General features: G+C 53.6%; 16 protein-coding genes. 12 read left to right on the plus strand and 4 right to left on the minus strand.

Annotated features, from left to right (window positions below):
- Positions 1 to 5: 5 nt before the first annotated feature.
- The 3 genes from BTJ39_RS16810 to flgA all read right to left on the minus strand — a co-directional run bounded on the left by BTJ39_RS16810 (position 6) and on the right by flgA (position 1,576).
- Entirely contained in the window at positions 6 to 440 is a 435-nt protein-coding gene (locus tag BTJ39_RS16810) for a flagellar protein FlgN (RefSeq protein WP_078003847.1), read from the minus strand.
- Positions 430 to 711 (minus strand): flagellar biosynthesis anti-sigma factor FlgM, encoded by a 282-nt coding sequence (flgM, locus tag BTJ39_RS16815; protein WP_078003848.1) that lies wholly within the window; start codon positions 709 to 711, stop codon positions 430 to 432. Before flgM ends, BTJ39_RS16810 begins: the two co-directional genes overlap by 11 nt.
- Positions 712 to 799: 88 nt before the next feature.
- Positions 800 to 1,576 carry a flagellar basal body P-ring formation chaperone FlgA gene (flgA, locus tag BTJ39_RS16820; RefSeq protein ID WP_078003849.1) on the minus strand — a complete coding sequence of 259 codons (777 nt, stop codon included), beginning with the start codon at positions 1,574 to 1,576 and terminating at the stop codon, positions 800 to 802.
- Between the two features lie 91 nt (positions 1,577 to 1,667).
- Here flgA and BTJ39_RS16825 point away from each other — a divergent pair, with 91 nt between their 5' ends.
- From BTJ39_RS16825 to BTJ39_RS16880, 12 genes are all read left to right on the plus strand, one after another.
- Positions 1,668 to 2,018: a flagellar basal body protein gene (locus BTJ39_RS16825; protein WP_078003850.1), complete on the plus strand. Its 351-nt coding sequence runs from the start codon at positions 1,668 to 1,670 to the stop codon at positions 2,016 to 2,018.
- A 2-nt stretch (positions 2,019 to 2,020) separates the two neighbouring features.
- On the plus strand, positions 2,021 to 2,434 hold the full coding sequence (flgC, locus tag BTJ39_RS16830) for a flagellar basal body rod protein FlgC (protein WP_078003851.1): 414 nt from the start codon (positions 2,021 to 2,023) through the stop codon (positions 2,432 to 2,434).
- The gene (locus tag BTJ39_RS16835; protein WP_078003852.1) at positions 2,434 to 3,099 is read left to right on the plus strand and encodes a flagellar hook capping FlgD N-terminal domain-containing protein; all 666 of its coding nucleotides are present in this window, start codon (positions 2,434 to 2,436) and stop codon (positions 3,097 to 3,099) included. The genes flgC and BTJ39_RS16835 overlap by 1 nt, the downstream gene beginning before the upstream one ends.
- A gap of 21 nt (positions 3,100 to 3,120) precedes the next feature.
- Positions 3,121 to 4,311, plus strand: a complete 1,191-nt coding sequence (gene flgE, locus BTJ39_RS16840) for a flagellar hook protein FlgE (protein WP_078003853.1) — start codon at positions 3,121 to 3,123, stop codon at positions 4,309 to 4,311.
- Between the two features lie 2 nt (positions 4,312 to 4,313).
- A complete protein-coding gene (gene flgF, locus BTJ39_RS16845; protein ID WP_078003854.1) occupies positions 4,314 to 5,045 on the plus strand; it encodes a flagellar basal-body rod protein FlgF in 732 nt (243 codons plus the stop codon).
- 17 nt (positions 5,046 to 5,062) lie between these two features.
- On the plus strand, positions 5,063 to 5,731 hold the full coding sequence (locus tag BTJ39_RS16850) for a flagellar hook-basal body complex protein (protein WP_078003855.1): 669 nt from the start codon (positions 5,063 to 5,065) through the stop codon (positions 5,729 to 5,731).
- A 39-nt stretch (positions 5,732 to 5,770) separates the two neighbouring features.
- Positions 5,771 to 6,454, plus strand: a complete 684-nt coding sequence (gene flgH, locus BTJ39_RS16855) for a flagellar basal body L-ring protein FlgH (RefSeq protein WP_096777752.1) — start codon at positions 5,771 to 5,773, stop codon at positions 6,452 to 6,454.
- A gap of 11 nt (positions 6,455 to 6,465) precedes the next feature.
- Positions 6,466 to 7,572 carry a flagellar basal body P-ring protein FlgI gene (locus BTJ39_RS16860; RefSeq protein ID WP_078003857.1) on the plus strand — a complete coding sequence of 369 codons (1,107 nt, stop codon included), beginning with the start codon at positions 6,466 to 6,468 and terminating at the stop codon, positions 7,570 to 7,572.
- Positions 7,573 to 7,582: 10 nt separating this feature from the next.
- Complete coding sequence (locus BTJ39_RS16865; RefSeq protein WP_078003858.1) at positions 7,583 to 7,882, plus strand: rod-binding protein; 300 nt, start codon at positions 7,583 to 7,585, stop codon at positions 7,880 to 7,882.
- Positions 7,883 to 7,963: 81 nt separating this feature from the next.
- Positions 7,964 to 9,334, plus strand: coding sequence for a flagellar hook-associated protein FlgK (gene flgK / locus BTJ39_RS16870; RefSeq protein ID WP_078003859.1), 1,371 nt, complete (start codon positions 7,964 to 7,966; stop codon positions 9,332 to 9,334).
- A gap of 11 nt (positions 9,335 to 9,345) precedes the next feature.
- Complete coding sequence (locus BTJ39_RS16875) at positions 9,346 to 10,251, plus strand: flagellin N-terminal helical domain-containing protein (protein WP_078003860.1); 906 nt, start codon at positions 9,346 to 9,348, stop codon at positions 10,249 to 10,251.
- Positions 10,252 to 10,260: 9 nt separating this feature from the next.
- A complete protein-coding gene (locus tag BTJ39_RS16880) occupies positions 10,261 to 11,271 on the plus strand; it encodes a hypothetical protein (protein WP_078003861.1) in 1,011 nt (336 codons plus the stop codon).
- Positions 11,272 to 11,360: 89 nt separating this feature from the next.
- Here BTJ39_RS16880 and BTJ39_RS16885 read toward each other — a convergent pair whose 3' ends face one another.
- A complete protein-coding gene (locus BTJ39_RS16885; protein ID WP_078003862.1) occupies positions 11,361 to 12,131 on the minus strand; it encodes a winged helix-turn-helix domain-containing protein in 771 nt (256 codons plus the stop codon).
- Positions 12,132 to 12,214: the final 83 nt, after the last annotated feature.

Here is a 12,214-nt window from a genome sequence, read left to right on the forward strand (position 1 = left end):
ATGGCCTATTCCGCATAAAGAAAATCACCGGCAGAGCTGCTGTTTATCAACGCGGCAAAGGTTTCCTGCTGAGCGTGCAACAGACGACCATTGCGGCTGTTAATCTGCTGACAGCGCTCGGTCTGCTGCTCAAGCCTTTGCCACCAGCCAGCTGCCCGCTCTGATAAACCCGACGGTAACGTGCTTAACAGCTGCCTCATGCCTTCGCTATTGGCAGGCAGGCCCAGAATTTTTAAGCTATTAACCCGGCGTTGAGCCGATTCTCTCAGCTGTTGATAACATGCCAATAGCTGCTGATTTAAATCTGTCAGCTGCGGGCTGTTGCAGGAGATCATCGCGCTATGCTGCTGCTCAAGCAGTGCTATAAGCTGCTGGTAATGCTGGTTATCCTGCTGTACCTCGCGCAGCAGGGCTTTAATGTGCTCGGTTTTAATAGCCATGGCGGTGGAAATCCATCATGGCCCGGGCCAGTTCATCGGTATCTATCTTAAAGGTTCCTGCCTCAATGGCTGCTTTGCAGGCGGTAACGTTTTGCGCGTCGACTTCCGGTGTTTCGCGCAGTAAACGCTGCGCCGCGAGCAGGGCGCTGCCGGGATTTTGTGACTGGCGCGGCGCGGCGGTCGGCTGTTCGGCCGCACTGGTCGCCTCGGATTCTTGTCGCGGGGCCTGGCGCGTGGGGACAGGCGCCAGCAGGCCGGTTATAATTTTCATCTTATGTTGATTTCTCTGCCTGATTTGAGCGGGTTATTGAATAAAAGCGACCTGAGCTGGCGAAAACTTAACTCATTTTTCATTAATTTTATCCGGCCACCAGCAGGCGCACGACGGCCGGGCCTTCAACGATGGCGGTCACCACGGTTTTACTGCTGAGATTGCGTACTTTAATCATATCGCCCTTGCGCCCTTTTCTCAGCGCCTCGCCAATCGTCCGTGCCTCTACGCCATCCTGTTCTGCCAGCATCAATACTCGTTGCCCGCGTTCAACCATCAGCGGCTGCTGTAAATGAGACGGTAGCAGCGGTTGCAGCTCCCGCACGCGTCTTTTTAGCGTCAGACCAATCGCATCGTCGGGTGAGGTTATCGCGCCGTCGCGCAGCATCGCAACGTTGCGCTTTTTCATTTCCACATCGCTGGCCTGCAGGCGTTGGCCGCGCATCAGCGTATGGCTGGCAACCAACACGGGGACATAGACATTGGGTTTTACCGTTACCGTTATCTCCCAGCGCCTGGCCCCCTCGCAGCGAATATCGTAGCGCAGGCGGGCGAGGATCAAGCGATCGCCTGCTGGTAATGAGGTCACCAGCGGTCGCGTGCAGGCGGCAAACTGACTTACTTCTCCGGGAATAAATACATTCAGCTTGCTGGTGACGTCCTGCCATTTTCGCTGTTTGGCTATGTGCTGAATGTCGGCGGTAGCGTTAGCCACTGCCTGGTTATAGACCTGCTTACGCGCGGTCATCGGGATTTTTTTTGCCTGAGGCGCCACGTTCGCTACGGAGGATATGCTGGCGCTCAGCAGAATAAAGAGCGTCAGCGGGCGGAAAAAAATCTTCCGCAATTGACGGGGTGATTTCATAAAAACCTCATTAATTCAATAAAATATGGCACGTTATTTGCTAGTTAATAACAGCCACTGCATTTTGGATTGAACAAATGAGGAGTCATGAGTGGGAATCAGTTTTGATAAAGCATTAGGTGTTCATCCTGCCGCACTGCAGCTTCGACTGTCGCGAGCTGAGCTGCTGTCGGCTAATCTGGCCAATGTCGACACCCCTAACTTCCAGGCAAAAGATATTGACTTTGCCGCTGAGATGCAACGTTTACAGGACGAAAATTTGTCAAACGTGGATCCTCAGGTGAAATATCGCGTTCCTTATCAGCCCTCGGCAGACGGCAATACGGTTGCTATAGCCGTTGAGCAGGCTGAGTTCGCAAAAAATGCATTGGATTATCAGGCCAGTATGGCGTTTCTCACCAGCAAGTTTGTCGGTCTTAAACAAGCGATTGAAGGGAAATAATCGTGTCTTTTAATAATATCTATCGCATTTCCGGTTCGGCGATGAATGCCCAGACTATCCGGCTGAACACCATCGCCAGTAATCTTGCCAACGCAGATACGCCGGCGGCCAGCGCGGCAGCGACTTACAAAGCGCTCAGCCCGGTATTTTCAGCAGTTTATAACAGCGGCAGCCAGGCAACCTCTGGCGCCAGAGTGCAGGTGTTGGACGTGGTGGAGAGCGGCGGCACGGTGCAGCGCTATGAGCCGGGAAACCCGCTGGCCGATGCCCGCGGTATGGTTTTTTATCCGGACATCAACAATGTGGAAGAAATGGCTGACATGATGTCCGCGTCACGCAGCTTTGAAACCAGCGTTGAGGTGCTCAACAGCGTAAAAAGCATGCAACAAAGCCTGCTCAGGCTGGGAGATATTTAATGAATATCAATCCTCTGGATAAGGGGGCCGCCCAGGCCGGCAGTGCTGACTCGCTGCCGATGAATAATGGCAAGGCGGCCGGCAACATGTTTCTCAAGCTGCTGGTGGCGCAGATTGAAAACCAGGATCCGACCAACCCGACTGATAGCGCGCAGTTTATTAACCAGTTCTCACAGATGTCTCAGATTGAGTCGATGAACAGAATGACCCGTGAAGTGAATAAAGTGGGGACACTGGTCGACAATATTCAGCTGCTGACATTGAGCTCTTTGGTTGGCAAGGAGGCCTACGTCGAGGGTAACAGGATAAACCTGCGGCAGAACAGCATCGTTAGTGGCCGTCTGCATCTGGCGCATGCGACCAGCAACCTGACGCTTCATATCAAAGATGCAGCAGGGCAGGAGACGCTTATGTCGCTGGGTGCGCAGGCGGCAGGTGACGTCAATTTTAAGATTGATGCGGCAAAGCTTGCCCTCAACACCGGTGAATACAGCTTGCGCACCACAACCGACGGCGGCGAGCAAAATATACCGCTGGAGCTGGCGGGCACCGTTAATAGCGTACGTATCGATCCGGATAGCCATCTTCCTGTACTGGCGCTTTCCGGCGTGGGCGACGTGCTTTATACCCGGCTACGTCAGTTCGGAAGCAGTAGCGCAGCCTGATTTATTTTAAGGGACTAATTTATGAGTTTTAGCATTGCAAATTCGGGCCTCAACGCATTATCCAGACAGTTGAGCGCAATCAGTAACAACATCGCGAACAGTGATACCGTCGGGTATAAATCGATGCGCGCTGAGTTTTCCTCTCTTTATGCCGGCAATCAGCCGCTGGGGGTTGGCGTTGAGCGCATTGCGCAGAGTATCAGCCAAAGCGGGAATCTGGTTGGCGCGTCTGGCGATCTTGATCTGGCGATCTCCGGCGGCGGTTTCTTTATTACCAAAGACAGCGCAGGTAACACCAGCTATACCCGCGCCGGCTATTTTCAACAGGATAATCAAGGATATCTGATAAATAATGCCGGCAAGCGCGTACAGGGCTACCCGGTTGACGCGAGCGGTCAACTCCAGACCGGGATGCTGGGCGATTTGATGATAGGCAGCGGCACTATTCCGGCTAAAGTGAGCGACAGCATGACGTTTATTGCCAACCTGAGCGCCGATATGCCAGCGCTGGATGACCGCCGCTTTGATCGCGGTGATAGCCAGACATATAACCATGTTTTCCGCACGCCGATTTACGATTCACTTGGCCGTCAGCACAGTCTTGAGCAGTATTTTGTCAAAACCGATGAGGGAAAATGGCAGGCGCACTATTTTATTGATGGTAATGCCACCGAACCGGCCAGCCAGTCGTTTACTTTCGACGTAAACGGCCTGATGACGCAACCCGACGGCAAGCTGCAGATCAAATACAGCCCCGCGGGGGCCGGAGCGCTAAGCATTGACGCCGATTATACTGGCACTACTCAATTTGCCAGCGATTTTAGCGTGACCGCCAATAACGCAAACGGCTATACCAGCGGCGAGAGAAACGGTCGACAGGTCGATGCTGATGGCAAGATCTACGCCACTTACAGCAACGGACAGCGTTTGCTGCAAGGGCAGCTGGTGCTGGCAAACTTTACCAATCCCGATGGTCTGGAATCGACCGATGGAACGGCGTGGACGATGACAAATCAGTCTGGTCAACCGCTGCTGGGAACGCCGCAGACTGGCAGCAACGGCAGTATTAAATCCTCAATGCTGGAGCAGTCAAACGTTGATATTACCAGCGAGCTGATGGGGCTGATGGCCGCACAGCGTAACTATCAGGCTAACACCAAAGTCATCTCGACTAACGATCAGATGATGACAGCGCTGTTCCAGGCGCTGTAATCATGGACCGCTTAATTTATACCGCAGTCAGCGGCGCCAACCGTAGCCTGATGCAGCAGCAAATTCACGCTAACAATTTGTCAAATGCCAATACCGATGGCTTTCGTGCCGATCTTGAGCGGGCAACCAGCGAGGTGATAAACGGCTACGGTTATCACAGTCGCGTTCAGGTTAGCAGCAGCAACGGCGGTATTGATCTGACGCCCGGCGTGTTGCAGGAGACCGGGCGCGATCTGGATGTCGCCATCAAGGGCAGCGGCCTTTTTGCCGTCCGCGACGCTGGCCGTGAAGCCTATACCCGCAGCGGTCATATTGAAGTTGATGACGCCGGTAATCTCACTATCAGGGGTAAACCGCTGCTTGGCATTGGCGGGCCGATTCAGCTGCCGCCGTTCACGCAAGTCTCCGTTGGCGTTGACGGCACCATTACTATTGTGCCGGACGATGGGGATGTGCAGGCGGCGTTCGACGTCGATCGCATCAAGCTGGTTGATATTCCGGCCGCCAGGCTGAGCAAAAATAACCAGGGCTTAATGGTGACCAATCGCGCCGTCAATCCAGCCAGTGAAGAGGTCCGGCTGACGGCGGGGCATCTGGAGGCCAGCAACGTTTCAGCCATTGACGAAATGGTGCAGACCATCGCGCTGAGCCGCCATTTTGAAACGCAGATCAAAATGATGAAGGTGGCGGATACGCTTGCCCAGGCGGGCAATCGACTGATTCGTGGAACTTGATATAAGGATATAACAGGATGAATCCCGCACTTTGGGTGAGTAAAACCGGTCTTGCGGCGCAGGACGCTAAGATGGCCGCCATTTCTAACAACCTCGCCAACGTTAACACCACCGGCTTTAAGCGCGATCGCGTGGCGTTTGAAGACCTCTACTATCAGACGCAGCGCGTGCCCGGCGCCATGCTCGATCAGAACAACGCCGCGCCTGGCGGTATTCAGTATGGCAGCGGCGATCTTGCCTATACGCGCAGCGGTAATTTCCGGGTAAATGCCGACGGCGTTCTGACAAACTCCCAAGGATTGCCGCTAATACCGCAGATAGAGCTGCCGGAAAACGTGCAAAAACTGACTATCGGCAGGGACGGTACCGTCTCTGCTACGGTTGGCGGCGAAGCTGAGCCGGTGGAGCTTGGGCAGCTTACGCTGGTCACTTTCGTCAATCCGGCAGGTCTTGAAGCGCTGGGCGACAATCTGTATCGCGAAACCACCGCCAGCGGGGAGGCCAACGAAGGCGTACCGGGAGAAGATGGCTTTGGCTCCTTATTACAGGGATCGCTGGAAGGCTCTAACGTGCAGGTGGTTGAGGAGATGGTCGATATGATCACCGTGCAGCGTGCCTATGAGATGAACGCCAAAATGGTTTCGGCGGCAGATGATATGTTGCGATTCCTCACCCAGCAGATGTAAATCTCAGGCGGAAGTAATGCTTCCGCCGGAAATCCGATGATGACTAAAACAGAAATCAAGCAGCTTATCGTCTGCATTTTACTCTCGTCTTGTGGGCTAACCGGCTGTGAAAGCCAGGCGTTGTTGGTGCAGAAAGATGACGCAGCCTTTGCCCCGCCTGAGTGGAACGTCGAACCGCGAAGAATGCCAAGTGGCGGCGGGGTGTATCAGTCCAATTACAGCTGGTCGTTAACTCAGGACCGGCGAGCCTATCGCGTTGGCGACATTCTGACGGTGCGTCTCAATGAGTCCACCCAGTCCAGCAAGCAGGCAAAAACTAATTTTGGCAAAAGAAACGACGTTGAACTGGGCGTGCCGGCGCTGTTTGGCAAGTCGGACAGCAATCTGGATAGCGTAATAAACGGCGACCGGGATTTCCGCGGCAATGCCAGTTCTATGCAGCAAAACATGCTGCGCGGCGCCATCACCATTTCGGTGTACAAAGTGCTGCCCAACGGCGTGCTGGCGGTGCGCGGCGAAAAATGGCTCACCCTCAACCAGGGCGATGAATATATGCGCGTTACCGGGCTGGTCAGCCCGGAGGATATTGCCAGCGATAACAGCGTCTCTTCGCAGCGTATTGCCAACGCCCGCATTTCATATGCAGGGCGTGGAGCATTAAGCGATTCCAACTCGGCGGGTTGGTTAACGCGCTTCTTTAACCATCCACTGTTTCCGTTTTGAGGGGAGATATTATGTCGAAAGGCTATTTATCGCGACTGTTGACCGCCCTGTTGCTGACGATCAGTCCCTGGCTTAACGCGGAGCCGCTCAGCAACCTGGTCGATATTCAGGGGGTCAGGGGTAACCAGCTGGTGGGTTACAGCCTGGTGGTTGGTCTTGATGGTACGGGCGATCGCAATCAGGTTAAGTTTACCAATCAGTCATTAAAAAACATGCTGCGCCAGTTTGGCGTTCAGCTACCACCGCGAATCGATCCTAAGGTAAAAAACGTGGCGGCGGTTACGCTCAGCGCAACGCTGCCGCCGATGTATGCACGTGGTCAGACTATTAACGTTACCGTGTCCTCGATTGGCGATGCGAAAAGCCTACGCGGGGGAACCCTGCTGCTGACGCAGCTACGCGGTGCCGACGGCGAAGTTTATGCGCTGGCGCAGGGAAACGTGGTCGTCGGCGGAATTCGCGCTGAGGGGGACAGCGGTTCCAGCGTAGTGATTAATACGCCAACCGTTGGCCTTATTCCAAACGGCGCCACCGTTGAGCGAGAAATCCCCAGCGATTTTCAGCAAAATCCGGCGGTCATGCTCAATCTCAAGCGGCCCAGTTTTAAAACCGCCAATACCATCGCCCAGCAGCTGAATAAACGCTTTGGTAGCCGGACGGCGCAAGCAAAAAGCGCGACCAACATTGAGGTCAGAGCACCGGTTTCTGCCTCTGAACGGGTTGCCTTTATGTCGATGCTGGAAGACGTGCAGATTACAGCCGATGCTCCGCCGCCACGGGTTGTTTTCAATGCCCGCACCGGCACTGTCGTAATTGGAGAAGGGGTTGTGGTTCATGCGGCTGCGGTTTCCCATGGCAATTTATCGGTCACTATTCGTGAACAGCCTGCTGTCAGCCAGCCAGGCGCGCTTAGCGGCGGCACTACTGCGGTAACGCCGCAGAGCGATATCAGCGTCGATCGCGGCAATGGACGGATGGTGGTGGTGCCTGGCGGTACGAGTCTGAGTAGTATTGTCAATACTATCAACAGCCTGGGAGCATCACCGGATGACACCATGGCGATTTTACAGGCGTTACATGCGGCCGGCGCTCTTGATGCCGAACTGATAGTGATATAGGGGCCTTCAGATGATTAATCCTTTGCATACTTCATTTGCAGCGCCCGACGTTGAGTTCGCGGGGCCGAAAACAGCGCGTAGCCTTGACGAGGCGGCGGAGCAGTTTGAAGCGATGTTTTTGCGCTCAATGCTAAAAGAGATGCGCAAAGCAAGCGATGTCATGAACAGTGAGAACGGCATGTTTAGCAGTCAGGAAGCGCGCAGGATGCGTGATTTTTTCGATGACGCGCTGGCGCAGCAGCTAGCCAGCCAGCGCAGCACCGGCATAGCGACTTTGCTTATCCATCAGCTTTCACCGCCGGAAAAATAATGCTGAAAATTAATTTTTGCCCGCCATGCGTCGCTATTTCTTAGCGGTAATAGCAGGATTTAAATTACAGGGAGACACACTGTGAGTTTAATCGATACCGGTTTTAGCGGCGTTCAGGCTGCGCGCAGCGGCCTGAACGCCGCGGCGATGAACCTCGCCAATATCATGACGCCGGGATACAGCCGCCAGCGGAGCGAACAGCAGTCGATTGGCCCGGTCGGTAACGATCGTTTAAATAGCGGCAGCGGCGTGGAGGTCATCGGCATTCGGCGGATGGCAGACCGCTATCGCACGGCGCAAGTTTGGAATAGCAATAGCGAAGCGCATTATTTCGATCAAACCCAGAGCTGGCTTACCGGTCTGGAGACCGTTATCAGCTCGCCAACCGGCGAACTGAGCGGCAGTCTCGATAACTTTTTCAACTCGCTGAATGCGGCCAGCACAAAGGCTGATAACCTGGCGCTGCGCCAGAATGTACTGGCGGAAGCGAAATCGCTGACACTGCGGTTTAATAACATGCAGCGTTTCCTGCAGGATCAGCTGAGCGATAGCAGCCAGCAGCAGCAGATGCTGGTACAGCGTATTAATCAGTACAGCGCCGGCATTGCTAAATTTAATCGCAGTATTTTCGGCGCCGAGGCGGCAGGGGGCAACGCGAACATTTTGCGTGACCAGCGTGACGAGCTGGTTAAATCGCTCAGCGGCCATATTGCCGTCCATGTCAATGAAAGCGACAACGGTGAATATCAAATTACGCTGGCCGACGGCCAGCCGCTGGTCAGCGGTGGCGAAGCTGGCAGCCTGGAGATCAAATCGGGCAATGGCGCCCAGCCTGAATTATGGCTGAATTTTTCCCGCAGCCAGCTGCGCGAAGATGCCTCCTGCGGCGGCGATCTTGGCGCGCTGTTTGACTACCAGCAGCAGACGCTGAAACCGTTCTACAACAGGTTGCAGGGAATGGCGCAAAATCTGGCCGATGCGTTTAATAAGCAGCAGGCGCAGGGATTCGATCTGAACGGAAATCGCGGAGAACCCTTGTTTGCATTTGATAAGAGCAATCAGCAAGGCATGCTGCAGCTAACGGACCTTTCGCGCGACGCGCTGGCCTTCTCTTCTGCTCGCCAGGAGATCGGTGATAATCGCAACCTGCTGGCGCTTATCGCCATCAAAAATCAGCAAATGGCTATTCCCGGGATGGGCAAGCTCAACCTGAGCAACGCCTGTGCGATGTTAGTTGACGAGATCGGAATGAAAAGCTCGCATAATCAGAGCGAGCAGCATGCGGCCCGGACACAGTTAAACCACGCTCAGCAGCAGCGTGACAGCATCAGCCAGGTGGATGATCAGGAGGAGAATTTAAGCCTGATCGCTTATATGCACGCTTATCAGAGCAACATGAAAGTTATCGCAACCGGCGATGAGTTGCTGAAAAGCGTGTTGGCATTGTTTTGACCGGGGGACTTATGCGATTTCCAAATCAGCTGCTTTTTAATACGCTGCAGCAGAGCTACGCTAGCCGCAACACGCACATGAATAAGCTGTTCAATCAGCTTGAGCAACACAAACGAATTCTGGTGCCTTCAGACGATCCCATCGCCAGTGCCCAGGTACTTTTGCTGCGGCGCGGTATCGCTGACGCCGATCGATACCAAAGTAATATCGATAATCTTTCCAGTCATCTTTCACAGCAGGAAATACAGGTTAGCGGCAGTAATGAGCAACTGCTGGCGATCCTTAATAGCCTGCGGGAAGCCAATAACAGCGCGTTAAGTTCCGCCGACATGAATGGTTATGCGGTATCAATTCGCGCCAACATTAGCGCTCTGGTAGGAATGGCGAATTCGAGTGATGAAAATGGCAGCTATTTTTTTAGCGGCACCCTGACAGATAAAGTGCCATTGGTCAGAGGCAGCGACGGTAAATGGCTGTTTCAGGGCAATCATAATAGCGCGGCGACGCCGGTCGGCAGTAGCAACAGCGTTGAGAATAGCGTCGACCTGGTCTCAGTGCTGGGAAGCGATGTATCGGTACTGAATAATCTGGAAGATTTGCTGAGTAAAATGGACGATCCTGCGCTGAACGCCAGCAGCTACCTGAGTGATATCAGCAGCATGATTGAGCAGGTGAACGGTGCCTTTAGCGATAGCGCCTCAATACTGACGGAGCTGGGAACCCGGCAGAATATACTGACGCAGATGGATGAAGCGCATGAGGATAATCTAACGATCAATCAGACCATGGTTGATGACCTTGAAGGACTTAACTATCCGGCCGCTCAGATGGAATTGCAAAAGTATATGATGGCGACGCAAATGTCGTTAAAAAACTTTGTCAGGATCCTTAACCTTTCACCCTTCGCGCAGGGGTAATACAAAGCGATGCAGATAGATAATCGTCATGTGTCACCCCGGGCAGGGGCGCCGCTAAATCAGACGAAAGCGGCAGAGCAGGCCGCGAAAGTTCAAAGCATAAGCCACGAAAAACACCGTCAGGATAGTGCTTTTCCCGACTCTCCGCGGATCTCCTCGCGGCCATTGCGATATGGCACGCAGCTCAATCAGCAGTTAACGCGCGTTCAGCAGGCCGATGATTATCTCAAGGCGGTTGAGAGCAGGGTGGTTGCCATACAGCACGCCTTGAGCCAGCGTAAAACGTCGGTGGTGATTGCCGATAAGATGCGGCAATTACAAAACCTGCTCACTGAGCGTGAAATGAAGTCCGGCGGCAGCATTGACCGCCAGCTAAAGGTTAATTTTGAACAGAATCCCCGGGTAAATTTCCGACTGCCGGATGGTGACGTGTTAGTAAACAATCCGCAGCGAGAAATGCTGACTTTTTCGCTGGCGGGAAATTCGCGGGAAATCAGCGCGGTCGAGCTGCCTGCCGGCGGCACGTCGCAGCAGGTAGTGCGTTTGCTCAATCGTACCCTCGGCAAGTGGGGGATCGCTGCCGGCACCAGCAGTATGGGGGCTGTGCAATTTCAGGTTGATGAAACTAAATGGTTGCGCATCAGCCAGCAGCTCAGCATTCAGGGGGGAGGCGGTCTTTATCCCGCGGAACAGTTTTCTCCTGTTAAACCCAGACCGGAGCCGTCATTAGAGGAGCTGCTTCAGCAGCCTTTATCAGCCAAACGGATGCTACCTGTCATGAAAAAAACGCTCAGTATGCTCAGCGTTCAACGTCAGGTTTTACAGGAGTCACAGCGAAAAGTTAAGACGCGGATTGAGAGTATGGCGACGTTCAATCCGCAGCTATCAGCATTAAGTTCGGCAAAGAGGCTGGCTGGCTGGCTCAGGGATGCCGATTTTCCTGCATTGAATCAGGCGCTGCTGGCTCAGGCCAGAGTGCCGGCAGCCAGGGTTCGAAACGTATTGAGCAGGGGCGGCTAATGGATGGGACGGTCGATGAGCGCTGCATTAGCCGCCCACGGCTGCCCTGTGGAAGGGACTGGTGGAAAAGCCGGCAACCGACAGTCAGTTTATTTACGTATTGCGTAACACCAGTCCTGCGGCGTGAGCATACCCGCATGGCGTCTGGCGGGTGGTTCATTGGATGACAGTTGTTTAGTCAGCGCATTATCTGTTGAAGGCATGCGGCTAAGCTTTTCATGGCGGCTGTCAACCGGCGCTGGCAAAAGACGCCAGAGGTTTATGCTATCCCAGCGGTTGTGGCTCAACGCTTCAGGTTTTGCCGTTTCTGAACATAGTGACCTGATGAGTACCGTACTTAGAATGAGCACTAATGCCAACTGTACTAAAAACAGTCGGTGCCAGAGCTTGTTTGAGCGAACTTTATCGGTAGTGATGTGTGAGCCGGAAAGGGCCACTGATGGGGTTAAACTGGTCGCCTCGCGATCGTTTGTCGCGGGTCCTGGCTGCGCGTTTAGAGTGGCATCGTTCGCTAATATTGCCTCGGTTCGGGCAGAATAATTCTGACAATAATCGGCTTCCAGCGTGTAGCCTTTTTTAGGGACCGTTCGAATAATAAGCTTTTGTTTACCGTTATCATCCAATGCAACGCGCAGCGCATGAACCGCGTTAGGTAAACTGTTGTTTCCAATTATTCGTTTTTCCCATACCTTAGCATTTAGCTCATCGCGCGATAATATTTTACCGGCATTCTCTGCCAGTACTTGTAATAATTTGAACTGATATTCGCCCAGTTTCCGCTGTTCATTGCTTTCCTGATGAATGAGTGACGAGCTATCGGTATCCAGTAACCAGCTATTAATAACGTATTGGGAGTTCATCTGTTTTCATCTTCCTGATTAACGATATCCTTTCCCGGCACTTCTTTCCAGGGCGTATAACTCCTTGACTTAACGTTCGGCTG

The sequence above is a fragment of the Izhakiella australiensis genome (assembly GCF_002006995.1).
Lineage (GTDB): Bacteria > Pseudomonadota > Gammaproteobacteria > Enterobacterales > Enterobacteriaceae > Izhakiella > Izhakiella australiensis.

Excerpts from the sequence above, each read along its gene's own strand:
- BTJ39_RS16810 (WP_078003847.1), bottom strand. The coding sequence starts at position 440 with ATGGCTATTAAAACCGAGCACATTAAAGCCCTGCTGCGCGAGGTACAG.
- flgM (WP_078003848.1), bottom strand. The coding sequence starts at position 711 with ATGAAAATTATAACCGGCCTGCTGGCGCCTGTCCCCACGCGCCAGGCC.
- flgA (WP_078003849.1), bottom strand. The coding sequence starts at position 1,576 with ATGAAATCACCCCGTCAATTGCGGAAGATTTTTTTCCGCCCGCTGACG.
- BTJ39_RS16835 (WP_078003852.1), top strand. The coding sequence starts at position 2,434 with ATGAATATCAATCCTCTGGATAAGGGGGCCGCCCAGGCCGGCAGTGCT.
- flgE (WP_078003853.1), top strand. The coding sequence starts at position 3,121 with ATGAGTTTTAGCATTGCAAATTCGGGCCTCAACGCATTATCCAGACAG.
- flgF (WP_078003854.1), top strand. The coding sequence starts at position 4,314 with ATGGACCGCTTAATTTATACCGCAGTCAGCGGCGCCAACCGTAGCCTG.
- BTJ39_RS16850 (WP_078003855.1), top strand. The coding sequence starts at position 5,063 with ATGAATCCCGCACTTTGGGTGAGTAAAACCGGTCTTGCGGCGCAGGAC.
- flgH (WP_096777752.1), top strand. The coding sequence starts at position 5,771 with ATGACTAAAACAGAAATCAAGCAGCTTATCGTCTGCATTTTACTCTCG.
- BTJ39_RS16860 (WP_078003857.1), top strand. The coding sequence starts at position 6,466 with ATGTCGAAAGGCTATTTATCGCGACTGTTGACCGCCCTGTTGCTGACG.
- BTJ39_RS16865 (WP_078003858.1), top strand. The coding sequence starts at position 7,583 with ATGATTAATCCTTTGCATACTTCATTTGCAGCGCCCGACGTTGAGTTC.
- BTJ39_RS16875 (WP_078003860.1), top strand. The coding sequence starts at position 9,346 with ATGCGATTTCCAAATCAGCTGCTTTTTAATACGCTGCAGCAGAGCTAC.
- BTJ39_RS16880 (WP_078003861.1), top strand. The coding sequence starts at position 10,261 with ATGCAGATAGATAATCGTCATGTGTCACCCCGGGCAGGGGCGCCGCTA.
- BTJ39_RS16885 (WP_078003862.1), bottom strand. The coding sequence starts at position 12,131 with ATGAACTCCCAATACGTTATTAATAGCTGGTTACTGGATACCGATAGC.